The organism is Nocardia lijiangensis NBRC 108240 (assembly GCF_001613045.1).
In the GTDB taxonomy this organism is placed as follows: domain Bacteria; phylum Actinomycetota; class Actinomycetes; order Mycobacteriales; family Mycobacteriaceae; genus Nocardia; species Nocardia lijiangensis.
This window is the reverse complement of the sequence record NZ_BDBP01000024.1, coordinates 86,219-109,816: the sequence shown is the minus strand read 5'-3', so window position 1 is coordinate 109,816 and position 23,598 is coordinate 86,219. Positions and strand designations below refer to the sequence as shown.

Here is a 23,598-nt window from a genome sequence, read left to right as displayed (position 1 = left end):
CCGGATGTGTCCGCGAGGGCGGCCAATTCGGCGTCGAGCATCTTGTGCGCCGCGCCGGGCACGGGCAGCGTGCCGGTGCGAATCTTGCGCTCGGCTTCGGCCCGCGCGCGTTCGGCCCGCATCTCCGTCTCGGCGAGCACGGTCAGCCGATCGCGGGTCGCCGCCACCGCGGCATCCCAGTGCGCGGTGATCGAGGTCAGTTCGGCGAGCAGGTCCGCCGCGCGGCCCAGGCGCGCGCCGATGTCGGCGAGGCGGGCGTCGATCTCGGGCCGTGTCAACGCCAGCGGATCGGTGGCCGATCGGCGCAACAGCTCGGCGATCGCCTCGCCGATGTCCCGCAGTTCCGGGGTGACGACGCCCGCGCGGTCCAGCCGGCCCTGGAGCGGCGCGAGCCCGGACATCACCCGATCGTTCACCGCGCCGACCTCGTCGAGGAAGGCGGCGATCCGGGGAAAGGTCGCGCGCATGCGGTCCACCGTGTCGGACAGGCCGACGTACAGCACGTGTTCGCCCGGCCCGGTGAGCGAGCGCTGCCCCAGCGGAATCGGTGTGCGCGAGGCCTCGTGCGGCCGCCCGTACAGCAGCTGGGTGAGCTGGGCGCGCGCGTCGGCGTCCAGCCGGGACTTCGTGCCGCGCACGGTGCGCGCCGAATCCAGGATGGCCTTCAGACGGGCGAAGTCCTGCCACATCAGGTCGAGCTCGGCGCGGATCGGTGTCCACCGGCGCTCGGTGAGACCGGTGGGCGGGAAACGGCGCAGCAGGGTCAGGCCCGGATGCCGGTCCAATTCCAGCAGCGTGGCGGTGATCGCGTCGAATTGGTCGGTGCGGGCGGCCAATTCGCGATCGATCTCGGCGAGGGTGAGTGGCTGCATGATCGCCCGGCTCACGCGGTGTACCGGGTTTCCGGCGGGCCGGGCGAGGGACCGAGCGCGCTGAGGCGGGCGGCGTAGATGCGCTGCCAGGTGCCGTCCGCGCGCATGCGTTCGAGCACGGCGTTGACGAAACGCACCAGATCCGGTTTGTCCTTGGCCATTCCGACCGCGTACGCGCCGGTGCCGATGGGTTCGCCGACCACTTCGAGATTCCGGTCCTGCTCGACCAGACCGAACAGAATCGGGTCGTCGGCGCTGATCGCGTCGACGTGGCCCTGTTGCAGTGCGGCCAGGCAGTCGGTCCAGTTGGCGACGCCGAACACGGTGAGCCGCTTGGGCAACGCGAACAGCGGCCCCGACGAGGTGGTGCCCCTGGTGACGCACACCCGCTTGCCGCCGAGATCGGCGCTGGACCGGATACCGGAGTTCTTTGGCACCAGAATGCGCTGCGCCGCACGGTAGTAGACGGCCGAGAAGTCGACGTCGCGGCGGCGCTCGCAGGTCGCGGAGAAGGTGCGCACGATCAGGTCGACCTTGTTCTCGCGCAGTGCGGAGATGCGCTCCTCGGCGGTCACCGAGCGCAGTTCGATCCGGTTCGGGTCGCCGAACAGCGCCCGCGCGATCTCCCTGGCGATGTCGATGTCGAAGCCCTCGAGCTCGTTGGTGGTGGGGTTGCGGAAGCCGAACAGGTAGGTGTTCTGGTCAACGCCGACCCGGATCCGGCCGTTGGCCACGATCGCGGCCATCGGTGATCCCGCGGGCATCGCGCCCGGCGGCGGCAGCGGCCCCGGACGCAGGCTGGCCTCGGCGTCGCATTCGTCCTCGGCCTGCCCCGGCGTGGTGATCTCGGCGAACTCGGGCGGCGCCGGATTCACCGCGGGCGCGGGCGGCAGCGCGGGCACGGAGGTGTCGGTGCTGCACGCCGCGAGCAGCGGACCGACCGCGATCACGGCGACGACGAGCGCGAGCAGCCGTCTTCTCACAGGAACTCCTTCAGCCGCGGCCACAGCCCGACGACCGCCGCGCCCGCCGCGAACAGCATCAGCAGCAGCACTACCGAGGGACTCCAGGTCAGTGCGTCACCCGCCGCGTCCACGCCGCCGCGCAGGTCGCTGCGCACCTGCTGCACGTCCGCGCGCAGGGTTTCGTCGAGCTGGGCGAAGCGGGTCGCCGAGGTCTCCGGCCCGGTGCCGATGGCTTGGTCGACCGCCGCCCGATAGTCGGCCGCCTGGTACGCCGCGAGCTGACGGCGGTGGCCCGAGGTCCAGCCCTCGAAGCGCAGGGCGGCGGGCGAATCCGCGCCGGTGACGTCCAAGAGGCGGTCGCGCAGCGCCGCGGTGTGGCGGGTGAACGTCTCCTCCCCCGCCGCGATGTCGCCGCGGGTGATCAGCTGCAAGGTCTCCGCCGTGCGCGCCTGCTGCGCCAGAATCCTTGCCTCGGCGAGGGTTTGGAAGCGCGTGGCCGCACCGTCCGCGCCGGTCTCCAATGCCGCGGCGGCCACCGAGGTCGCCAGCACGGTCCACAGCAGCGCGACACCGGTCGCGGCCGCCGCCGCGACGAGCCCGGGATTGACCCGCCGGTTGGTGCGGCGCAGCAAGACGAAAGAACCTGCGCCGCAGGCGATCAGCACCAGCATCAGTGCCATGATCGTGGTGAACGGCAGCGCGCCGATCGCCCGCTGGTCTTCGTGCACCGCCGCGAAACGCAGAGCGCTGAGCTCCTCGGCGTTCTTCAGCAACGAGTTCTGCATGACGTCGGACGCCTCGCGCAGATAGGCCGAGCCGACCGGGAAGCCCTGCCGGTTGTTCGCCCGCGCGGTCTCGACCAGCCCGGTGTACGCGGGCAATTCGGCGCTGATGGCCGCCACGATGCGGCGGGTCCGCTCGTCGGACGCGCCCGCGGTGGCCTGAGCCAGCGCATCGGCCGCGTCGGCGAGGGCCTGCTGGTAGCGGGCGCGTACCTGTGGTGTCTCGATGCCGCCGGTCAGGAAGGCCTCCGCCGCGGCCGCGTCGGCCGCCGAGAGCGAGACGTACAGGTTCTGCGCCGCGTAGGCCAGCGGCTCGCTGCCCGCGAGAGCGGCGTCGCGCCGATCGATCTTCCCGCTCAACTGGTTCGCGCCGGTGAAGCCTGCGAGCAAGCACAGCGCCACAGTCACCAGCGCGAGTACGCCGATCACACCCGGTGTCGTGCGCGCGAAACGGCGCACCCATGCCGCTCCGTCGCGCGCAGTCGCCGGAATGCGAGGTCCCACACCGTCCCCCCTTCATCTACCCGGCCGGTGTCTCCGCACGCGATAGTACGGTAGGCCGCTGCGATGCGCTCCCCCTTGCCATCCCGGTCTCGCGACCGCACAGCAACGCTCGCCGCTCTGCCGCGTCAGTCGTCGCCGTCGAGCGCGCGGAAGCTCAGGTAGCTCGGGCTGCCCGGGTGCAACAGGATGCGCTGGCCTGCGATCTGCCGCTGCTTCCACGGCGGAATCAGATGGCGGGGGGAACTGGTGCGGCTGACCGAGATTCGCAGCCGGTGCCCTGCGCGGACCAGGGCCTCGGTGGGATTGATCTCGATATCGATCTCGAAGGGCCTGCCCGGCTGCACCGGCAGCGCGGAATCGGCGGTCATGGGGTGCATCGCGAACAGCAGTTCGCCCTCGGCGTAGTAGCTGTCGGCGGAATCGACCGCGCGCAGCGTGGACAGCAGTGCGCCGCGGGTGAGCGGCGCCGACGCGCCGTCGGGCCGCACGTCGCACACGGTGACCGACCAGAAGGCGTCGGTGCCGTCGGCCGCGGCGAGCAGGTGCAGATTCATCGGACCGGAGAGCACGGTGTCGGTGGTGAACGGCGCGCTGGTGAAGGTGAGAGCGTTCGCCTCGCTGCGCCGGTCGTCGTTGCCGAAACGATCACCCAGCAGCAGCGCGACACCCATCGTCAGCACCGCGGTGTTGTTCGAGGCCGCGCTGCCCCGGCCCGTCGGCACCGGCAGCCGCAGCTCGGTATCCGTTGGCGCGGCGGACAATCCGCCGTCGACTGCGGCATGCTCCGCGGTGCCGCTCGGGACGTCGGTGAGGTAGAGCCTGCGTACTCGCGTCGCGGGGTCGGGGAACTCGGCGCGCTGGACCCACCGCCCGTCGCCCTGCCTGCGCACCGTGACCGGTCCGTACCCGTCGATGCCGTTGTCGATGCCCTTGACCCAGCGGTCGAAGAAGGCGCACTGGAGTTCGTCGAGCGCCTGCGGGTTGCCCGGATCGCCGAAGCCGGAGCCTGGCGTGAGGTGATAGGAATCGTCCACCAGGACCTGCTTGGCCCCCGGCGCGGCCGGAATGCGCTCGTAGATACGGAAGTTCGAGCGGTTGTAGACGTCGTGCCAGCCGCCGTGGATCCAGGTGGGCACGTCGATCTCCTCGAAGTGAGCCAGCCGGGCCGCCCACCCCGGATTGAGATAGCCGTCGGGGTGGTCGCGGTCGAGCGCGATCTTCACCGCCCGGCGCACCCAATCCGATTGCGCGGTGAGGCGATCGCGCAGGTAGTGGCACAGCAGCCCGTGGCGCACCAGACCGGGCAGCGCCGGAACAGCCCCGGCTCCGTGCACGAACAGCATCCACGCCAGCATGCCTGCCGTGGGCACCCCGCCGGTGAGGCCGAGTTCGCGCACGGGGTTCTCCCCCGCCTCGATGGCGAACACCGCGGCGAGTCCCTCCGGGCGCAGGCCCGCCGTGATGAGCGCCGCGATCGCGCCGTAGGACAGCCCCGTCACCGCGACGCGCCCGTCGCACCAGGGCTGTTCGCGTACCCACTCGAGCACCTCGAGGTAGTCGCGCTGTTCGCGAGCGCCGAAGAAATCCCAGGTGCCGGTGGAACTTCCGGTGCCGCGCACGTCCACCATCAGTCCCACGTAGCCGCGCGAGACGGCAGTGCGGTTGATCGCGAACGGTTCCAGGACGCCGCCCGCGGGGGTGCGCAGCACGTCCCGTGCGGTCATCCTGCTGCGGTCCGATGGTGTGATGCGTCGCGCCAGCGCGCGCAGCGCCCGATTCGTGCGCATGCCGTGCCGGTTGAACATCTTGTTGTAGGCGGTGAAGTTGATCAGCGCCGGGAGCGGTTCGGCGGTCGGCCCGGATCGGTCGCCGGGACGCAGGACGTCGGCGCTGAGGACCGCGCCGTCCGACATCGGGATCGGAATCGTCGAGGCCGCATGCAGTTTCGGATAGCGTGCAGGCCCGATGTCGAAGCGTGCGTCCGGCGGTGCGCCCGCGGCGCTGGTCAGCGGCTCGACCATGGATCCCCTCTCGGAGGTCGGTGTCCCGATCACCGTGCGCGCAGCACGCCCGGCTTGTCGACGTACCGTTGCATCGCCCAGTTCAGGCCGCGCATGGCCAGGTTGTAGGAGGGCGGGAAGTAGCGCTGGGCCCAGTGCCCGATCCGGATGTCCTGCGAGGTGTAGATCAGATACCTGTTCCGCTCCACGCCGCGCACAATGGATTTCGCGGCGGCCTCGGGGGTGACGGCGTGCCGCAGGAACAGCTTCAGCCCGCGTTGCACCGCCTCGGCCTCGCGGTCGACGCCCGCGATGTCCACCCGGTTCACCATCGGCGTCGACATCGCGCCGGGGCACACCAGGCTGACGCCGATCCCGTGCCTGCGCAGGTCGAAGCGCAACACCTCCGAGACGCCGCGCAGGCCGAATTTGCTTGCGCTGTAGGGCGCATGCCACGGCAGACCGAACAGGCCAGCGGCCGAGGACACGTTGACCAGGTGCCCGCCGCGCCCCGCCTCGATCATCGGCGGCAGGAACTCCTCGATGACGTGGATCGGTCCCATCAGGTCGATATCGATGGTGCGCCGCCACTGATCGTGGGTGAGCCGGTCGACGGTCCCCCAGGTGGCGATGCCCGCCACGTTCATCACGATGTCGACGCTGCCGATCTCGTCGTGCGTCTTCGCGGCCAGTGCGGCGACGGCGGCGTGGTCGCTGACGTCCAGCGCCTCCGCCAGATGCACGGTCGCGCCCGTGTCGCGCAGTTCCCCGGCGACCCGCTGCAGGCCCGCGTCGTCGATGTCGGTGAGAATCAGTGACGCGCCCTTGGCCGCGACCGCGTGAGCGGTGCCGCGGCCAAGGCCGCTGGCCGCCCCGGTGATCAGGCAGCTCTTGCCGCCGAACTTCGTCATGGCTAGACCATAGTGATGGCGAACACCCTTGTCTATGAATCGGGTGCGATGCGTCCCAGACGGAAGCGTTCGGTTCGGGCCCGCGCGCCGGAACGCAGCCGCCGTCACGGTGTGGAAGCGCCTTCGGCTCAGGGGTTTTCGTAGAGCAGCAGATCGACGACACGCAGGATCCGGTCGACGTCGAAACGGCAGGGATCGGCCAGCATCTGGCGCGCCACGGTCTGTACGGCGCCCTGCACGATTTCGACGAAGACGTCGAGGTCCACCTGGTCGGTGCGCTCCTCGGCCGGTCGGCTCACCAGCCAGTCGCCGAGCAGCATGCGCAGCGGCGCGCGCAGCTCGTCGCGCGCCCGCTCGATGGGTTCGCGCAATGCGGCGGGCACGCCGTCGATCGGGTAATAGACCAGCCGCCAGCTGTCGGGTACGGAGCGCAGATCGCCAAGGAAGCGGGCCAGCCCCGCGAGCAGCGCGGCCTTGGGATCGCCGGGCGCGGCGCCGCTCTCGGCCACATGCGAGGTGGCGGCGACCATGCGGGCGGTCTCCCGCGCGACGAGGTCGCGGAGCAGGTCGTCGCGATTGGCGTACAGGTCGTACACCACCGGACGGGTCACCCCGCCACGCTCGGCCACCGCCGCGATCGTGACGTCCGAGAAACCGGACTCGGCGAGAATGCGTAACGCCGTGTCGAGCAACTGTTCTCGCCGATCGGCGGGCTGCAAGCGTTTGGCGTACCTGCGGCGCGGCCGTGCGGCATCGCTACCGGCCCGCGCCACCGGCCACCTCCCCGATGCCCGCGGTGGCCACGGCCCGGCGCGCCATCCAGCGCAACGTCGCGGCGATCGCGTCGCGGCGCTGCGCGCCCCCTTCGGCGAGCAACAGACGCGCGGCGGTCTCGCTCGTGCTGATGGCGGTGTAGCTCACGAATTCGGCGTCCAGTTCACGCTCGCCCATGGCCGCGATGACGCGGATCATCGCTTCGGACCGCTCGCGCAACGCCGCCCGGCCGCGCGCCACCCGTTCGTGCGCCGAGGGCGGCAGCGCTTGGTCCCGCAGCAACACGAAACGCCACGTTTCGGGTGCGGCGAGCACCACGTCCAGGAACACGTCGCAGGCTTCGGCCGCAACCCCGGCGGGATCGGCCCCCGGCCGGATTTCGGGAAAAGCCGCGGACGCCATCGTCAATGCGCGCTCTTCCTCCCGGTCCAGCAGGGCGGTGAAAAGCCTGTCGCGGTCGCCGAATTCGGTATAGAGCGCGGGCCTGGTCATCCCGGCGGTTCGGGCGACGGCGTGCATGCTCGCCTGGGCGTAGCCCTCGCGGAGGATGAGATCGCGCGCCGCGTCGAGGATCTGGTCGCGTCGCGCTGACACCTTCGCCTCCATCGTCGTCGGTCGTGAGCGTCAGCACTCCCCCAGCGAACTGGTCACTCGATTGAAATAGTGTACGCAGCCGCGCGTCCGTTGTGGCGCATCGCGCTCGAACCCGATGCCGCCGCCGATCGTCTTGTCAACGGAGGCAATCGGATTCGTCGATTCCTCCGGTGGAGCGGGCGCCTCGGGGTAAATTGACGTCGTTGTATTTGATTGTGACGCAGACTACTTCCGATCGGTAAAGGTGCTGGCTGTCACAGGCAACAGTGATGCCGGGTAACCGAGAGTTCCGGGCGCCGGGCGGCCGGCGCCGAGGCGGATCGGCGCATGCGCACACGGGGGATGCAGGGAGGAACGATGAAGGAGGCAGCACCGGACGTCGCGGACCCGGGCGCGATCCGGATCGTGCGCGAAAATGTCACCGGCACTGCGGTTTCCAGCGTGCGCACCTTCGGCCGCGCGGTCGATCTCGGCATCGAGTCGCTGCGCGGTGCGGTCACCGACCTGATCGGCCTGCGGTTCCAATGGCAGGAGATGCTGCGCCAGGCGTGGTATCTGGTGACCGTGACGGCACTGCCCGCGGTGCTGATGGCGGTGCCGTTCGGCGTGGTGGTCTCGGTGCAGGTGGGCAATCTGATCCATCAACTCGGCGCCGACTCGATGATCGGCGCCGCGGGCGGGCTCGGCGTGATCCAGCAGGGCGCGCCGATCGCGACCGGCTTGCTCCTCGGCGGGGCGGGCGCCTCGGCCATCGCCGCCGACCTCGGCGCGCGGACCGTGCGCGAGGAGATAGACGCGTTGCGCACCATGGGAATCAGTCCCGTGCACCGGCTGGTCATCCCCCGGGTGGCGGCGATGCTGCTCGTCGCGCCCCTGCTGAACGTGCTCATCATCTTCGTCGGCGTGGTCTCCGGATACGCGGTGGCGATCAGCGCGCAGAACGTCACACCCGGCAGCTACTGGGCGACGTTCGGCTCCTTCGCGGTCGTCGCCGACGTGTGGATCTCGCTGGCCAAGGCCATGCTGTTCGGCTTCCTCGTGGTGATCATCGCCTGCCAGCGCGGGCTGGAGGCCAAGGGCGGACCGCGCGGGGTCGCCGACGGCGTGAATGCGGCCGTGGTGATCTCGGTGGCGTCGATCATCGTGGTCAACCTGGTGATCACCCAGATCGTCACGATGTTCCTGCCGCTGCGGGTGGCCTGAGATGACCGCGACACCCTACGCACCCAAAGGCCTCGGCTGGGTGTATCGCGCCGTCCGCAACCGCGGCCGGGTCCTCGCCCCGGTCGAGAACACCGGCTTCCTGCTCGGTTTCGTCTTCCAGGCGCTGTGGGCGATACCGCTGACGCTGCGCCGCTACCGCGCCCAGACGATGCGCACCATCACCGACATGACCTGGGGGCGCGGGTCGGTCATCGTCGGTGGCGGCACCGTGCCGATGCTGGTCGTGCTGGGTGTCGCGATGGGCGCGGGCGTCGGCATCCAGTCCTTCGCCGCGCTGGACCTGATCGGCCTCGGTCCCGTCACCGGCGTGGTGTCGGCCTTCGCCAACACCAGGGAACTCGCACCCATCGCCGCGGCGGTCGGCTTCGCGGCACAGGCGGGCTGCCGGATGACCGCGGAGATCGGCTCGATGCGCATCTCCGAGGAGATCGACGCCATCGAATCCCTCGGCTTGCGCTCGGTGCCGTTCGTCGTCACCACGCGGGTCATCGCGGGCGCCGTCGCGATCGTGCCGACCTTCCTCATCGCACTGATCCTGAGCTACCTGGCCTGTTCCGCGGTGATCGTGCTGCTGCACGGTCAGGCGGGCGGTGTCTACAACCACTACTTCTTCCAGTTCACCAGCGGCTACGACGTGTTCGCCGCGGTGATCAAGATCCTGGTGTTCGGCGTCACCGTCATCCTGATCCATTGCTACTACGGCTTTTTCGCCTCCGGCGGGCCCGAGGGCGTCGGCATCGCGTCCGGTCGCGCGGTGCGGGCCAGCTTCGTCGCCATCATCGCTCTCGACATGGTGCTCACCATCATGCTCTGGGGCATCGACTCCGCCATCGAATTCCCGGGGTGAGCGCATGCCGAACTACGGACTACCCGGTGTGCCGATGAGCAGGCGCGGTTCCCGTGCGCTCGGCGCCGCCGCGCTGGCGCTGACGGTCGTCGCGGGACTCACCTGGCGCGCCACCCACGACGAACGGCCGCCGGACCGCCTCCAGGTCCAGCTGCGTACGGAGCAGATCGGCGAAGGCGTCGTCGAAGGTACGCGGGTGCGCTACGACGGCGTGACCGTCGGCGAGATCAGCGAGATCGCCGGCGTCGGCGAGGGACGCCAGCTGATCACGCTGGACCTCGACAAGATGCAAACCGCGGGCCTGACCGACGCGCTCACCGTCGACTACGCGCCGGAGAACCTGTTCGGTATCAGCGCCCTGACGCTGCGGGCCGCGGACGGTGGCGCCCCGCTCGCGGAAGGCGGGCTGATCGATCTCGCCGGAGCGCACGCGGACAAGGTCACCGACGTGACCATGGGCAGCCTGCTGCGCGCGCTCACCGCGACCTCCACCGAGGTACTCACCCCGCAGCTGTCGGAGCTGCTCGCCACGGTCAACAGCGAGATGAGCTCGTTCGCCCCGCTCTGGGAGGCGATCATCGCGCTCGGCCGCGCCGTGGCCGACACCCAGCGCTACCCCGCGCCGTACCTGATCGACCAGTACGCGGCCTTCTTCGGCGGCATAGGCGATTTCACCTCCGCGACCTTCCGGCTCCTCGCCGCGGTGATGGACATCGAGATCTTCCGCAACGACCGGCCGCGCTACGACGCCACCATCACCATGGTCGTGGACGGTGCGCTGCCCTTGATCGGCGCGCTCGGTGACTCCGCGAACCGTCAATTGTCCGGCTACACAGCGGAACTGACGCCGCTCGTCGGCGCGCTCGCCGCCACGGTGCCCGCCCCGGGACGCTCCCGCGCCGAGGTCACCGAATTGATCGATCGGCTCGATCGCCTGTTCTCCGATACGCCCGACGGGCCCGCGCTGAATGTGGCCGTGACCCTGCGCGGGATGCCGGGGCTTGCGGTGCCGCTGCTCGGGCCTTCCGGATTCGCGGCGCTGAACGCGGGAGGTGCGCGATGACGGCACTGCCGATCCGCGCCGTGGTGTGGCGACTCGGCCTGTTCGCCGTCGCGATGGTCGTGCTGCTCGTCGTCATCGTGCAGGCCATCACGCGCCCGGTGAACGGCGAGACCGGCTCTTACACGGCCGAATTCACCGACGTGAGCGGACTGAAGACCGGTGACGACGTCCGCATGTTCGGCGTGTCGGTCGGCAAGGTCGCCGAGATCGAGCGTGCGGGCAACAACGCCCGCGTGACCTTCACCGTCCGGCGCGATCGTCCCGTCTACGACGCCAGCGTCATCGCCATCCGCTACCAGTCCCTGACCGGGCAGCGTTATGTCGATGTGCGGCAACCGGATCGGCCGGGCACGCTGCGGCCGCCCGGTGCGGGGTTCGGCGTGGCCAGTACGGTGCCCTCTTTCGACATCACCCAGCTGTTCAACGGGTTGCAACCGGTGATCGCCGAGTTCTCCCCCGGCGCGCTCAACCAGTTCACCGAAAGCGTGCTTGCGGTGATCGAGGGGAACGGGTCGGGCATCGGCCCCGCGCTGGACGCCATCGAGAAGCTCAGCCGCTACACCTCCGATCGCCAAGCGGTGATCGCGACGATCGTGGCCAATCTGCATGCCATCTCCACGCAGATCGGCGGGCGCTCACCGCATCTGGTCACTCTCATGGAGGGGCTCGCCGAGGTGTTCAGCGCGTTCCGGGTGAAGCTCGACGGGTTGCTCGATTTCGCCGCCGTGGCCCCGTCGGCGATGGGACCGCTGAACAGTCTGATGGATACGCTCGGGTTCACCGAACACAGCAATCCCGACCTGCTGACCGACCTGCGGCTACTGTTCCCCGACCCGCAGGCGGCGCTGGACGCGCTCGGCAGGCTGCCGGGTCTGCTCCAGGCGCTCAGCGCCGTGTTGCCGCCCGCGCCGAGCGCCGCGGGGCCGGTGCCGATGAGCTGTTCCAAGGGTTCGGTCGCACTCCCCCAGGCGCTTTCGGTGCTGGTCGCCGGGCAGAGGATCGCGATATGCAACGGATGACCCAACGAGTGCTGAACAGGATTGCGTCGCACGGCTTCTCGCACGACCGGCACGAGGCGGCGAAGAACGCCAGGGAATTCCGCCTCGGCATCCTCGGTGCGCTGTTCGTCGCGGCGCTCCTGCTGGCCACCGCGGTGATCTACCTGGTCCCGCTCGGCAAGGCAAACTACACCGCCGACCTGGTGGAGGCGAACTCGGTGAAAGTGGGCGACCAGGTGCGCCTCGCGGGCATCACCGTCGGCTCGGTGACCGCGCTCGAGCTGGGCGAGACGAAGGTTCGGATGACCTTCACCGTCGATCGCGACGTGTTCCTCGGTGACGCGACCAGCCTGGAGATCCGCATGCTGACCGCGGTCGGCGGTCACTACGTCGCGGTGTTCCCCGCGGGTGAGCGCGCCCTCGGTGCACGACCGATCCCGCCCGACCGGGTGCGGCTGCCCTACAGCCTGGTGCGCATCCTGCAGGACGCCGCGGCCCCGGTCTCCCAGGTCGACGGCGAAACGCTGCGCCAGAATCTGTCCGCGCTCCAGCACTCCCTGGACACCAGCCCCGACGCGTTGCGCGAAATGGGCGCCGCGATGCAGTCCTTCGTGGACATCCTGCGCAGGCAGAACCTCGAGGTCTCGCGTGCGCTCACCGTCATGGACGAGTACCTGCGCACCATCGACACGAACAAGGCGCTGATCGGCACGTTCGTGCGCGAAGTCGGCACCCTGCTGACCGTCGGTCTCGGCAAGCGCGCCGAGATCGAATCGGCGCTGACCGTGGCCGCCTCGCTGCTGTCGCGGATCGCGGCGGTGGAACCGTCCTGGCGGGAGGTGCTCGCGCCGCTGGCCGGGAAGCTGCGCGAGCTGTTGCCGCAGCTGGAACAGCTTGCCGCGCAACTGGATGTGGCCATCCCGCAATGGCGGCAGCTGCGCGAGCAACTCGTGGCCATGACCGCATCCGGGGACGGTGTGGTCATCGATCAGTCGGCACTGACCGCGACGGTGTGTATTCCGCTGCCGGGATGGGAGTGCTGAGCGATGAAACGCATTCTGCGGTCCCAGGGTTTCGTGACCGTCCTCGGCGCGCTGGTGCTGGCGGTGCTCGCCGCGATCGGCTATCTGGTGGTGTTCGATCCCGCGAAGAAGACGCTCGCCTACTGCGCCATCATGCCCGATGCCGTCGGGCTGTATCCGGGCAATCACGTGACGTCGCTCGGCATTCCGATCGGCAGGGTGAATGCGGTGCGGCCCGACGGCACGGCCGTGCGGGTGGACTTCGAGGTGGATGCGGAGCGCGTGCTGCGCGGGGAGGTGACCGCGACCACGGTCTCGGACACCCTGGTCGCCGACCGCAACCTCGCGGTCCTCGGCGAGCCCGGCGCGGCGCCGCGTGACCGGTCGATGTGCATCACGAACACCTTCACACCCAAGAGCATCAGCCAGACGCTGCAGGGCTTCTCCCAGCTCGCGGGTCAGCTCACCGGCGGCGGAAATCCGGGCGAGCAGACCAGGATCCGCGACAGCGTCGTCGCTTTCGAAGCCGCCACCTCGGGCACCGGACCGGCGCTGAACAAACTGATCACCGATCTCGGCGATGCCCTGCGCGCGCCGGACGCGGCCATCGGGCGCATCGGCGGGCTGCTGGATTCCTACGGTTCCTTGATGTCGAGCATCGCGATGAACTGGGACGACATCAAGATCGTGCTGGTGCAGGCGAGCGAGGGCATCGCCTTCATCAACGAGCTCTGGGACCGCGTGGTGCAGTTGATCGACTCGCTGCTCGTCATCCTGCCGTGGCTCAACAGCATCGCCCGCGAGTACGGCAGGCCGATCCTCGGCGCACTGGACGGTGCGCTGCCCGGCCTGCGACTGCTCTCGGCGAACGTCGCGACACTCCAGGAGCTGGTGGCGATGATCCCGCCGATCGTGCAGTTCTTCGAGCAGGTGATCGACCCGGCCACCGGAAGGCCGCAGCTGACCTATGCCGCGCCGAAGGTCGGACTGCCCCGCGAGCAGGCCGATCAGATCTGCGCCGTGCTGAACGCGGTGCGGCCCGGCCACTGCGACAGCGCCGAAAACGGTTTGGCCGATGTGAATCTGGTGTCCCTGGTGCTCGGAACGGTAGGTGCCCGATGACCCCGCGATCTGTCCGGCGCGCCGCGCTCGTCACCGTGTCGGCGGCCGCACTGCTGCTGTCCGGATGCGGATTCGATCCCGCCCAGATACCGGTGCCCGGCGCGACGGTGTCCGGGCCGACGTACCAGGTGCGCATCGAGCTGGCCAACGCGCTGAACCTGCCCGCGCGGGCCAAGGTAGTGGCCAACGGCGCGCAGATCGGCAGTCTGCGCCAGGTGAGCGTGGTGGATCCGACGCCCGAGCAACCCGGCCGGGTGGAGGCCGTCGTCGAGATCGCCGCAGGGGTGCGGTTGCCGGTCAGCACCACCGTCCAGCTGCGCCAGAACACCATCCTCGGCGACATCTACATCGGACTCTCCACGCCCACCGGTGATTTCGACCGCGTCATCCCGCCGGGCGGCACCATCCCGCTCGCACGCACCCGCCCCGCGCTGCAGGTCGAGGACCTGCTCGCGGGCATGTCCACCTTCGTCGGCGGCGGGGCGATGCAGCAGATGCAGTCCATCATCAACCGTGTCAACGCGACCCTGCCCGAGCAGCCCGCCGAGACGGCGCGGATCTTCGAGGTCGTCGGGCGCGACGTGTCCGACGTGGCCGCGGACATGGCGGTGGTGGACCGGTTCCTCGACGCCATCCAGCGCGATCTCGATGCGGCGCTGCGCAATCCGCGCGAACTGGACGCGCTGCTCAGCGAGCGCGGTGCGGTGGAGATCCCCGCCGACGCGACATCGCTGGTACTCACGCTCGGGGTGGTGGGCGGGCTCGGCATCGTCGGGCACGCCATCGCCTGGCTCGGGCCACTGCTCGAGGCGAGCGACGCGGCGGCGAAAGCCTTGGTGCCGTTGCTGTTCGCGGACCGGCCGCTGGATCTGAGCGCACCGTCGAATCTGAATCGTGTGGTGTCACTGATCCGCGACAAGATCATTCCCTTCGTCGAGCGCGGGCCGAAGCTGAACGTCGGCACGGTCTTCGTCGAGGGGTCGGCGACGCCGGTCGCCACCGACGAGCAGGTGGATCGGATCATCGAAACCCTCAGGATGATCGGAGTCGTGCGATGAGCGCCGCCACTGAACCCTCCTATCCCGGCTACGTCCCGCGCACGCCCGCCAGCGACGAGATGCTGCGGCGGCTCGGTCCGCTCGCTTCCCTGGGGGCGATCGCGGCGATCCTGTTGATCGGCGTCGGATACCTGAGCTTCGGTGTGGTGCGGGTCGGCTGGTTCACCGAGCACACCGAGGCCACGATGACCATCCCGGATTCCGGTGGTCTGCTGCCGCGATCCAAGGTGCTGCTCTCCGGCATCGAGATCGGGCAGATCACCGCCGTGGCCCACACCAGGGAGGGCATCGATGTGTCCTTCCGCTACGACGCCGAATACCTTGTGCCCACGAACAGTTCGGTCCGCATCGAGACGTTGTCGGCGCTCGGCGAACCGTATCTCGAGTTCCGGCCGACGGCCGCGGACGGGCCGTACCTGCGCGATGGCGACCGGCTCGCGGCCGCCTCCGTCCAGCGGCCGGTGTCGATCCCCGAGGTCGCCCGCACCGCGACCCAGCTGCTGGAGCAGGTGGACCCGGCGACGGTGGCCGCCATCATCGACAACTTCAGCATCGGCCTCGCGGGCACCGAGTCGGTGATCCCGCAACTGTCCAGGGCAGGCGATCTGCTGGCGGCCACATTGCTCAGCCGCACCGACCTGATCCGCAAGCTGCTGGCCGACCTTCAGACCCAGGCCACCGACATGACCTGGGCCGGAGGCGAATTGACCGCCGCGTCCACACCGTGGGCCGACTTCGGGCCCCGGGTCGGCGAGGTGGCGGCGGCGATCGCGCGCGTCGTGCGGATCGGCGACACCCCGGCCGACTATCTCACCGACACCGAGGACGTCGTCGGGCTGCTTCCCTTCCTCGCGGCGCTCACCACCCAGCTGGATCAGCTCGGACCCGAACTGCGCGAACTGTTTCCGGTGGTCCAACCGCTGCTGGCGCTGACAACGGGAGTCATCGGCAAGATCGACCTCGGCAGTCTCATCTCCCAAGCGCTTCACGCCACCACCCCGGACGGCGCGCTACAACTACAGATCACCGTCCGGTAGGTAGCGCCCTCCGGGCGGGACGGCAGGCCGGTACTCATCAGGGGCGGGAACGACCCGCGGGTTCAACTCGTCCGGATGGATGTTCCTGCAGCGGTTTCAGGGTTGTCGCGACGGGCGGCGCGTCGGGAGCCGGCCAGTAGCAGGCCGGCGGCGATCAGGAGGGCCAGCAGGGGCGAGGGGCCGCCGACCGCGACGGTGACCAAAGTCCAACCGGCCACCATCCATGCGAGGAACGCCGGTGGTGTGATACCGCGGCGGTCCAGCCACAGCACCATCAGGCCGATCAGGAGGAACGGTATGCCGAAGCTGAACACGGTGTACCACAACGTGGCCTCGGCGTAGTTCATCGCGGTGGCATCGGCCTTCCACCCCTCTCCGCTGAACCAGTCATCGGCGTAATCCGGCGCCGTTTCCACGAAAGCGCCCAGCGTGTGCCCGACTCCTGGAAACAACACAATGAGCCAGCCAGCCCACTTGATCATGTGAACTCCCCTTTCCGTGCACGGAGCCGTGTGGCTCCATCAGGTCTTCTCCGCGACCGCGGCCTCGCGACACACGTTCACCTCGCCGCGCCGACCGCCACTCCTCGGTTCTTATATACGGTGGCGTATAACACTGAGGCTAGCCCTGATATACGGTGCCGTATAGATGGGAAATCATGAGAGCAGTCACACCGTGGACGCGGCCCGCACTCCACGCCACGCCCGCCGTCGCGCAGCACTTCGCGGTATGACTGCCAGGGCAGTGTGCCGCGTAGCCGCCGGCGGCACCTGGAACCGCTACGCGCAGGGCGACCACGACTGCTGAGACCGCCGGATTCCTCAGCTCGAATACCGCCTACCCGAATAACGGCCCCTGTCAGTGTTGTTCGCCGGTAGTGGCTGGCCTGCGCTCGGGCCTGGTGGCGGCGTCGCCAGTTGGACCAGTGGAGTCGGTGGGTCACGTTCAGGATCGGCCGGACGACGGCATGACGAACAGGCGCTGAATGTCACTGCGGGGCACCGAGATTAGGTCGAGCCGGGCCACCACTGGTCCGCCCCCGTTCGGGCCGGTCGCGGAAGCGTCGTCGTATGTAGATTCTCCTGTGCAACGAAAGACAGCCTGAAGCGCCAGAGTGCGATTCACAAGAGGAGCTTGTAGGTATGTTCACCGAAGAGAAGCCGACCTTCGTCCGGGTCAGCGGGCCTGGTGCGCCGATGGAGTGCGTTTGGGAGGGAGCATCGGACCATATCGGGCCGACTGAGACCGTCACTCCATTGGTCGATCGGCTGTCCGGGACGACGACCTGCGCGCAAATCGCGCTGTGTGCGGGAGTGCTGTTGTGGGGAACTTGGCGCCTGCGCGGCCTGACCCAGGTGGAGCACAACCTCGAGCTCGCCGAGGCGGCATTCGCCTACTGCGTGGATTGGCGCTATGTCGACGTGGACGCCGGGCCGAAGGGCCGGGCACCACATCAGCCGCCGGAGCAGTCGGCGATGATGCAACTGAACAGGTTCATGCGCTCAGCGCTCGATCGCGATCATTTTTGGGACAGTTTCTTCCAACCGGTCTTCGAGACGTTCCACTCCGCGAACATTGTTCACCACATCCTCGAGCCGCAGGATCAGCCTGGATTCGACCGATGGCTCGACCGAGCCGCTGAACGAATCAAGCTGCACTTTCCCAAGCCGGCTGACGAGTATCGCGAGTACGAGACCTTCGACAGCGACGAGGCGTACAACCAGTTCGTTGCGCCACATCGCGGTATCGCCGTCCCTCCCCAATTGCTGAATCCGGACTTCGATTTCGAGCCTCAGCAGAGGACGAAGCTGATGGCGGAGTTTCTGGCGGGCCTGAATCCGGACAAGAACCGGTATCTACGCAAGCCCGAGGCGATGCTCGAGTTGGGCTTCGCGGGAACGCCTTACCAACTCGGCTGAAGATCGTGATCGATAATGCCTGGTGGCCAGAATGTGTTGCTACCAGTACTGATGCTGTTTTCCGTCGGTGTCGGCGATGAAGATGACCGCGTCGGCGCCGTCCAAGTCTGCCGGGTTGAACGGAATGTGGCCGGGCAGAATCGGTTCGCCAGTGCAGATCGACGGGGGTAGCGCGGCGCGCAGGGCCGGTGCTGGGAACAGGGCGCGTCGGGTGGTCGCCTCGGCCAACACGCCTTGGAATGTGCTCGGGTCGCTGTGCGGGTTGGCGTCGGTTGCCAGGAACGCATAGCGCTCACCGAGGGTGAGCCCGACGAGCGCGCCTGCGGTCCCCCAGTTCTTGTCGTCCTCACCGAGATCCAGGGGGGACTGCGTGCGCTGGAGGAGTGCGTTGTGCGCGAATACCAGGCTGGGACCGCGTCGCTGCTCTTGCGCGACGATCGCGAGCAGGTTCTCGGCCATCATCTCGGCGCGCAAGCTGAGCAGGGTCGCGATGCGATCGGGTGCGGGGCTGGCCATGGCGGCGTGATAGCGCAGCAGGCCCTGGGCGGTGCGCGCGTGCGCGAGGGCGTGGGCGTACCCGGTCGGGTCGGCAGGGCGCAGGCCGGGTGCCGCGCGGCGCAGCGCGCTGGCGAGGTCGTCGGCGATGATGCGCAGGGCGCGAGCGCGATCGGAGTCGCCGATGGACGCTGCCGGGTCGAACATGGCCTGCTGGTTCGTCCAGTCCGCATCCTCGCCGAGCAGCGCGTCGAGGTCCCCGATCGATTCGGGCCGCAGGGCCGCGGGCAGATAGTCGTTGGCCGAGGACAGTGCGCGTCGCGGGCTCGGTGCACCGGAGTACTCCACCGGCGCGTCGAAGCCGTAGAAGCGAACCCGATCCCGCGACGCGCAGCCTGCATTGTGCGCGCGGAGCCATTCGACGAGTTCACGGTTGCCCGGCACGGCGCCGAACCCGTGGCTGAACCCGGTCGCGAGCACCTCGTCGATCTCCGCCGTTCCCCCGGCCACGTAGTCGTCGACAACGGACGCGGCAAAGACATCGGTCTCCAGCACGATCGATCGGTACCCCCGTTCGACGAGGTGACCGAGAAATTCGTTGCGCAGCAACGGGAATGCCTCGATCCCATGGGTCGGCTCGCCGAGGGCGAGCAGGGTCGGCGGCTCGGTCCGCGCGGCGAGCAGTTCGTCGAGGGCACGGCCCAGGCTTGCCGGGTCGTCGAGTTGGCGGCCGATCTCACGCAGTGATGCGGCAGTAGACATGAATACCCCTTCCAGAATTGAACTACTCTCGACGGTATCGTTGAAGAATCGCGTGAGACTTCTGCGATATCTACCTTTGATTGATAGCGTGAAGTCTCAATCGGAGGTGAAGTTGCGACCCATCGACCTCGCCCGGGAACATGGCTTGTCCGCGCAGGCGATCCGCAATTACGAGGACGCGGGCATCCTCCCGCCGACCGAGCGCAGCGAGACCGGCTACCGGCGCTACACGCCCCTGCACGCACAGGCTCTACGCGCCTTCCTCACGATGCGCGGTGGGCACGGGCACCAGCAGGCAATGGAAATCATGCGCGCGACCAACCACGGCGACACCGAGTCCGCCTACCGGCTCATCGACGCCGCACACGTCGCGCTGCTCGCCGAACGCAACACCCGCACCGAAGTCGCTACGGCCCTTGGCAGTCTGTCCACCACGACACCGACCCCTGTCCGTGGCCGACCGCTGACCGTGGGCGAACTCGCGCGTCGGCTCGGCGTGCACCCGGCGACGCTGCGCACCTGGGAAGCCGAAGGCATCCTGCGCCCCGAACGCGACCGGGCAACGGGCTACCGCCTATACGGACCGGACTGCGTGCGCGACGCCGAGATCGCACGACAGCTACGCCGGGGTGGCTACCTGCTGCACCAGGTCGCGCAGTTCATCGATTCGCTGCGCGAAGCGGGCGGGGCGGACGCATTGAGCACCTTCCTCGCTTCCTGGCAGAACCGGCTGACCACGCGCAGCCGCAATCTTCTCGCAGGCGCGGCCCAACTCGACGCCTACCTCACCCTGCTCGATCGGTCGTAGCGGGGACAGCTTCCCTCACCGACTTCACCTCGGTGGCGTCGCGGGAGGTCATCGACCGCGACACCCTTGCGCAAACGGCTGCTGCTGGATCTGTTCGCGCTCGGACGAACATGGGAATCCGGGCGATCGTGAACACCGGTGAGCAGGAGGAGCCCGAGGCGGCGTTGCTGCTGCAATCAGCTTTGGTGCACATCAATACCCTGCTGTTACAAGCGGTTTCGAAGGATCCGCAGTTCCACGACGTGGCCCGCACCACGGGATATGCCGGAGCCGATCATATCGACCCTGTTGACGGCGTTGTGCTGGGTTCGGTCGGTGAGCAGAGGTAAAGTCTACCGTCGATCGTCGCCCAAGTTTGGCTCCTACCCAGGTACTTGCACTGGTCGATGTCCGACTCGAGGTAGAGGCCCCCGACGCAATGGGTGACAGCCGAAATAGTCCCCTGATTCGAGCTGTACTCGACGCAGTCGGGCGCAGGCTCGAGGTCCTCAGCCTGGGCAACGGCCGTACCGCACAACAGCATCGGCCCTGCGATCAACAGGCCACCGACGATCCTCTTCAGCATGAAACTCCTCTCGCAGAGAACACCCCAACCACTGCCGGGGTTGGCTGACAACCCGAGAAGTGTTGCCCCCACAATCGACTCGGCTCAAAGGTTGCGTCAGGAACGCTATCAGCGTGAAGGCGATCGGCTGCAATCCGAGCGTCCACATGGTTTGCGAGCAGGCGAGTCGACAAGCTTCGGAAACGACCATCCGCCGAACACGGCGCGCGAGTATCTGACTACGTCGCGGCGTTCGCGAGCTGCCGATAGAGCCGCGCCAGTTTCGCGGCGTCCTTGCGATCGAATCCGATCATCTCGTCGATCTCGCGGGACAGGAACTCGAGCCAGTCCGCGATCGCCGCGTGGTGTGCGGGGCGGAGGCCGCGCAGGGTCGTCTCGTCGTCGCGTCGCGCACTGCGGAGAAAGCTGCTGAGAAAGATCCAGAGCTCGAAGTCGTACGGCTGGATCAACATAAGCTTCAGCACCGCCGGGAGGTAGTACTCGACGGCCTGCGCGGTCATGTACGTGAAGTCTTCCATGTGCAGACTGGGCAGAAAGCTCGAGCGATCGATATCCGCCCGCGAGCGGCCGTGAAAATGCGCGATGACGTACGGCGCATCGATGCTCGGCGGTGCAAGTTCGTCCTCGGTGAGCGGCATCGAGCCCGCGAACACCTGATCGATTCGGTACTCGACCTCATCGCGACTCTTCATGGCCGCCACAGCCTACCTCGCCATTGCCGCAGGCCGGCATCACATCGGCGAGCTCACCGACTACCCGTGGTACTTCGCGAAGGCTTCGATGCTGTCGGGCACAAAGGCCCACTGCCGCAGAGCTTTCCGTAGATCGGTCTCCGGCAGCCAGTCATACCAGCCGATCTCCGATGGGTCAGGAGCAACGGCCCGGTCGATGACGGCCTCGTGAAGACCCAGCCAATACGGGGCGATCGCCCCTTGGCAGAGGAACTTCAGGACAAACCGTATCCGGCCACTGGCTCGAAGCTCTTCGGTCAGTTCGCGACGGGCTGCGTCCTCATAGGACTCGCCGACAGCCACCGCGCCGCCGATCAGCCAGTTGTAGTAGCCGGGGAACCGCGTACTGTCCTCCGGTCGCCGATGCACGAAGATCCGCCCTGCGTCATCACGGCACACAACCGTCGCCACTCGATGCAACCATCGGGCCCGAATGGCCTTGTCTCGGTCGACAATATCGAGAACACGATCGTGCTCGTCGACGCGCTCCACCAATTCGCCCACGAGCCTACCGGTCGTCGGCGACCGCGATGCCGAGAGCGCTGGCGAAACTCGGGGCCAGGTCCATCAATTGCAGTGGTGTGATGATTGCGCCGCGTAGGCCGTCGAGTCCGTCGGCGACGCCGATTCGTGTGGCGCCGCGCAGGTCGACCTTGCGCATTCTGGTCTTGTTGAGCGAGAGGTCCGTCAGTGTCGATCCGGGAAAGCTCACCGTGGTGAGATCCGCGTCGCTGAAATCGGTGTGCCGCAGCACGCAGTCGGCGAAGGTGACCTCGCGCAGCTTCGCGCGGCGGAAATTGACCGAGTCGAATTTGCAGCCCTCGAACCTGACGCGACGCAGCACGGCGCCGCCCGCATCCACGCCGGAGAGCGCGCCTTCGACGAATTCGGTGTCTTGCCAGCTGGTGTCGGAGAGGTCCGTGCCGATCCAGGCAACAGCGCGCAACCAGACGTCGGTGAACCGCCCGTATCGAAAGCTGCCACGGGTGACCGTGAGCGAGCTCAACGCGGACTCGGCGAAGCGCACGTGCTCGGCCGCCACGTGGTCGAGCTGTCGATCGTCGACGTGGACGCAGTCGTAATCGCCCTCGCGCGCAGGCTCCTCCTCGATCGGCGTCAGGTACCGCGCGAACGGCAGATCCGCCAGCTCACGTCCCACGCCCCACCTCCCTCTCTGATCGACAACGGCCGGTCTTGTCTATCAGCGCCCACCGACAACCGGCGTCAGCTTCTCTGCACTATGCAAGCGCACTCGCCGTCTGCTGTGTGACAGAGTGACCATGTCTGCTCGGTGCCGCGACGGCGAAGGCCTTGCCGAGCGTCAGAGTGGCGGGCCTGAGCGCGGCCGGTGCCCACCAGCACGTCTTCACCCGACCGTCCGACACCGCACGAGATGTACCGTGGCACAACGCCGATTGTCCGGACGCGCCTCGAATCCCTGCATCCGGACTCGATGCGCTCTGTGCCGAGCTGGCGGCAGCGTTACCGGGCTGAGGCGTACCCGAAGCCGACGATGGCATATCTGGCACAACCTCGGCGAAGCGGTCGAGCGCACCGTGGCACGTCACCGCGCCGACCTGGCCGCCGCGACCGCCGATCCCGAGCCACAGAACCGGCCCGACATCACCGAGATCGCCGCCGAAATACATTGCGGGCCTGTCGCGCCCGACCAACGGCAGGATCGCACGGCGGTGCGCACTCGACAGCGGTGGGCCCAGGTCCACGCACTGCTGGCTGAGGGCACGACGATCCGCGCGATCAGCCGCGAGCTCGGGCTGGCTCGCGGCACCGCGCGCCGCTTCGCCCGCGCTGAATCGGCCGATGAGCTGCTGGTCCACAACCGCACCGGATACCGCATCAGCCCGCTCGAGGCATACAAACCCGACCTGCATCGACGGCGGAACGAGGGCTGCACCAACACAACTCAGCAATTCGAGGAGATCAGGGCACACGGCTATAGGGGCAGCGAGAAGATGGTGCGCAACTACCTGCAGCCCTTCCGCGCCCTTGCGCACATCCCGGCCCCGCCACCCAAGCCACCGAGCAGGCCGATGTCCCTGCGTTTCTGGAAACCTCGGATGAGCGCAACCTACGGTTCTACCGGCGGCTCGGCTTCGAAGTGACTGCCGAGGTGGCCGCGACGCACGGGCACCTGACCTAGCACCGCGTGCGCGTCTGTGGTCATGAAGCCCCAACCTTCGGGAGGTAGCCGGGTTCAAGAATGAGTCGGCGGAATATGGAAGCGCTCGTGATTGTGGAAGCGGCCGTGGTCATGAATGCAACTGGGGTCACTGACGCGCAACCCGTTGCGCACGCGCGTCTTCTCATCGATGCAAAAGCCGTCATCCCGAGTCGGCGGCGCCTCGGCAGTCGCCGTCACCGCGCTCGGCGCCCCGATCGCCGCGGCAATCAGCGCTACAACCAGGGTGCGGCGCACCGGCGCGGCAGTCGCGGGAATTGTTCGCCCCATTGGGTTCCTTCCGTTGCGGGATCTCACACCTTTCTATCAGCGCCCGCAGCATGGCAACACCCGCCGATTCCAGGG

At 68.2% G+C, this 23,598-nt stretch carries 25 protein-coding genes; 12 read left to right on the top strand and 13 right to left on the bottom strand.

Features of this window, described 5'->3' with window-relative positions:
• From NL1_RS10035 to NL1_RS10005, 7 genes are all read right to left on the bottom strand, one after another.
• Nucleotides 1-887 (bottom strand): hypothetical protein (locus NL1_RS10035; RefSeq protein ID WP_067836854.1); only part of this gene is annotated, 887 nt, incomplete at its 3' end.
• On the bottom strand, nt 884-1,855 hold the full coding sequence (locus tag NL1_RS10030; protein WP_084510446.1) for a glutamate ABC transporter substrate-binding protein: 972 nt from the start codon (nt 1,853-1,855) through the stop codon (nt 884-886). The genes NL1_RS10030 and NL1_RS10035, both read right to left, overlap by 4 nt.
• Nucleotides 1,852-3,078, bottom strand: a complete 1,227-nt coding sequence (locus NL1_RS10025; protein ID WP_067836848.1) for a GlnX family signal transduction membrane protein — start codon at nt 3,076-3,078, stop codon at nt 1,852-1,854. The genes NL1_RS10030 and NL1_RS10025 overlap by 4 nt, the downstream gene beginning before the upstream one ends.
• A 170-nt stretch (nt 3,079-3,248) precedes the next feature.
• Nucleotides 3,249-5,144, bottom strand: a complete 1,896-nt coding sequence (locus tag NL1_RS10020; protein WP_156094778.1) for a CocE/NonD family hydrolase — start codon at nt 5,142-5,144, stop codon at nt 3,249-3,251.
• Between the two features lie 29 nt (nt 5,145-5,173).
• On the bottom strand, nt 5,174-6,034 hold the full coding sequence (locus tag NL1_RS10015; RefSeq protein ID WP_067836843.1) for an SDR family oxidoreductase: 861 nt from the start codon (nt 6,032-6,034) through the stop codon (nt 5,174-5,176).
• A gap of 128 nt (nt 6,035-6,162) precedes the next feature.
• Nucleotides 6,163-6,807 (bottom strand): TetR/AcrR family transcriptional regulator, encoded by a 645-nt coding sequence (locus tag NL1_RS10010; RefSeq protein WP_067836840.1) that lies wholly within the window; start codon nt 6,805-6,807, stop codon nt 6,163-6,165.
• The gene (locus NL1_RS10005) at nt 6,791-7,402 is read right to left on the bottom strand and encodes a TetR/AcrR family transcriptional regulator (RefSeq protein WP_162272703.1); all 612 of its coding nucleotides are present in this window, start codon (nt 7,400-7,402) and stop codon (nt 6,791-6,793) included. Before NL1_RS10005 ends, NL1_RS10010 begins: the two co-directional genes overlap by 17 nt.
• Before the next feature lie 357 nt (nt 7,403-7,759).
• Here NL1_RS10005 and NL1_RS10000 point away from each other — a divergent pair, with 357 nt between their 5' ends.
• Genes NL1_RS10000 through NL1_RS09965 form a run of 8 tightly spaced genes read left to right on the top strand, consistent with a single transcriptional unit; the run spans nt 7,760 to nt 15,773 of the window.
• Complete coding sequence (locus NL1_RS10000) at nt 7,760-8,605, top strand: MlaE family ABC transporter permease (protein WP_084510445.1); 846 nt, start codon at nt 7,760-7,762, stop codon at nt 8,603-8,605.
• A 1-nt stretch (nt 8,606) separates the two neighbouring features.
• Nucleotides 8,607-9,473 (top strand): ABC transporter permease, encoded by an 867-nt coding sequence (locus NL1_RS09995; RefSeq protein ID WP_067836829.1) that lies wholly within the window; start codon nt 8,607-8,609, stop codon nt 9,471-9,473.
• A gap of 4 nt (nt 9,474-9,477) precedes the next feature.
• A complete protein-coding gene (locus NL1_RS09990; RefSeq protein WP_084510444.1) occupies nt 9,478-10,536 on the top strand; it encodes an MlaD family protein in 1,059 nt (352 codons plus the stop codon).
• A complete protein-coding gene (locus NL1_RS09985) occupies nt 10,533-11,555 on the top strand; it encodes an MCE family protein (protein ID WP_156094777.1) in 1,023 nt (340 codons plus the stop codon). Before NL1_RS09990 ends, NL1_RS09985 begins: the two co-directional genes overlap by 4 nt.
• Nucleotides 11,543-12,577 carry an MlaD family protein gene (locus NL1_RS09980; protein ID WP_067836826.1) on the top strand — a complete coding sequence of 345 codons (1,035 nt, stop codon included), beginning with the start codon at nt 11,543-11,545 and terminating at the stop codon, nt 12,575-12,577. The genes NL1_RS09985 and NL1_RS09980 overlap by 13 nt, the downstream gene beginning before the upstream one ends.
• Before the next feature lie 3 nt (nt 12,578-12,580).
• Complete coding sequence (locus NL1_RS09975; RefSeq protein ID WP_067836824.1) at nt 12,581-13,678, top strand: MlaD family protein; 1,098 nt, start codon at nt 12,581-12,583, stop codon at nt 13,676-13,678.
• Nucleotides 13,675-14,736: an MlaD family protein gene (locus NL1_RS09970; RefSeq protein ID WP_067836822.1), complete on the top strand. Its 1,062-nt coding sequence runs from the start codon at nt 13,675-13,677 to the stop codon at nt 14,734-14,736. Before NL1_RS09975 ends, NL1_RS09970 begins: the two co-directional genes overlap by 4 nt.
• Complete coding sequence (locus NL1_RS09965; RefSeq protein WP_084510443.1) at nt 14,733-15,773, top strand: MlaD family protein; 1,041 nt, start codon at nt 14,733-14,735, stop codon at nt 15,771-15,773. Before NL1_RS09970 ends, NL1_RS09965 begins: the two co-directional genes overlap by 4 nt.
• Before the next feature lie 62 nt (nt 15,774-15,835).
• Here the strand turns inward: NL1_RS09965 and NL1_RS09960 are convergent, their stop codons facing one another.
• Entirely contained in the window at nt 15,836-16,255 is a 420-nt protein-coding gene (locus NL1_RS09960; RefSeq protein WP_067836819.1) for a DUF6463 family protein, read from the bottom strand.
• A 660-nt stretch (nt 16,256-16,915) separates the two neighbouring features.
• Between NL1_RS09960 and NL1_RS09955 the strand changes: the two genes are divergently transcribed.
• Complete coding sequence (locus NL1_RS09955) at nt 16,916-17,692, top strand: hypothetical protein (protein WP_156094776.1); 777 nt, start codon at nt 16,916-16,918, stop codon at nt 17,690-17,692.
• A 39-nt stretch (nt 17,693-17,731) separates the two neighbouring features.
• Here the strand turns inward: NL1_RS09955 and NL1_RS09950 are convergent, their stop codons facing one another.
• Complete coding sequence (locus NL1_RS09950) at nt 17,732-18,949, bottom strand: erythromycin esterase family protein (RefSeq protein WP_067836814.1); 1,218 nt, start codon at nt 18,947-18,949, stop codon at nt 17,732-17,734.
• A gap of 112 nt (nt 18,950-19,061) precedes the next feature.
• Between NL1_RS09950 and NL1_RS09945 the strand changes: the two genes are divergently transcribed.
• The gene (locus NL1_RS09945) at nt 19,062-19,757 is read left to right on the top strand and encodes a TioE family transcriptional regulator (protein ID WP_067836919.1); all 696 of its coding nucleotides are present in this window, start codon (nt 19,062-19,064) and stop codon (nt 19,755-19,757) included.
• Nucleotides 19,758-19,789: 32 nt separating this feature from the next.
• Nucleotides 19,790-20,086, top strand: coding sequence for a hypothetical protein (locus tag NL1_RS09940; protein ID WP_156094775.1), 297 nt, complete (start codon nt 19,790-19,792; stop codon nt 20,084-20,086).
• 454 nt (nt 20,087-20,540) lie between these two features.
• Here NL1_RS09940 and NL1_RS09935 read toward each other — a convergent pair whose 3' ends face one another.
• The 3 genes from NL1_RS09935 to NL1_RS09925 form a co-directional block, all read right to left on the bottom strand.
• The gene (locus tag NL1_RS09935) at nt 20,541-20,960 is read right to left on the bottom strand and encodes a hypothetical protein (RefSeq protein ID WP_156094774.1); all 420 of its coding nucleotides are present in this window, start codon (nt 20,958-20,960) and stop codon (nt 20,541-20,543) included.
• 114 nt (nt 20,961-21,074) lie between these two features.
• Nucleotides 21,075-21,557 (bottom strand): NUDIX hydrolase, encoded by a 483-nt coding sequence (locus tag NL1_RS09930; RefSeq protein WP_067836805.1) that lies wholly within the window; start codon nt 21,555-21,557, stop codon nt 21,075-21,077.
• Nucleotides 21,558-21,561: 4 nt separating this feature from the next.
• A complete protein-coding gene (locus NL1_RS09925; protein ID WP_067836802.1) occupies nt 21,562-22,212 on the bottom strand; it encodes a pentapeptide repeat-containing protein in 651 nt (216 codons plus the stop codon).
• Between the two features lie 397 nt (nt 22,213-22,609).
• Between NL1_RS09925 and NL1_RS09920 the strand changes: the two genes are divergently transcribed.
• Nucleotides 22,610-23,176, top strand: coding sequence for a hypothetical protein (locus NL1_RS09920; RefSeq protein ID WP_067836800.1), 567 nt, complete (start codon nt 22,610-22,612; stop codon nt 23,174-23,176).
• Nucleotides 23,177-23,268: 92 nt separating this feature from the next.
• Here NL1_RS09920 and NL1_RS37440 read toward each other — a convergent pair whose 3' ends face one another.
• Complete coding sequence (locus NL1_RS37440; RefSeq protein ID WP_156094773.1) at nt 23,269-23,523, bottom strand: hypothetical protein; 255 nt, start codon at nt 23,521-23,523, stop codon at nt 23,269-23,271.
• Between the last annotated feature and the right edge of the window lie 75 nt (nt 23,524-23,598).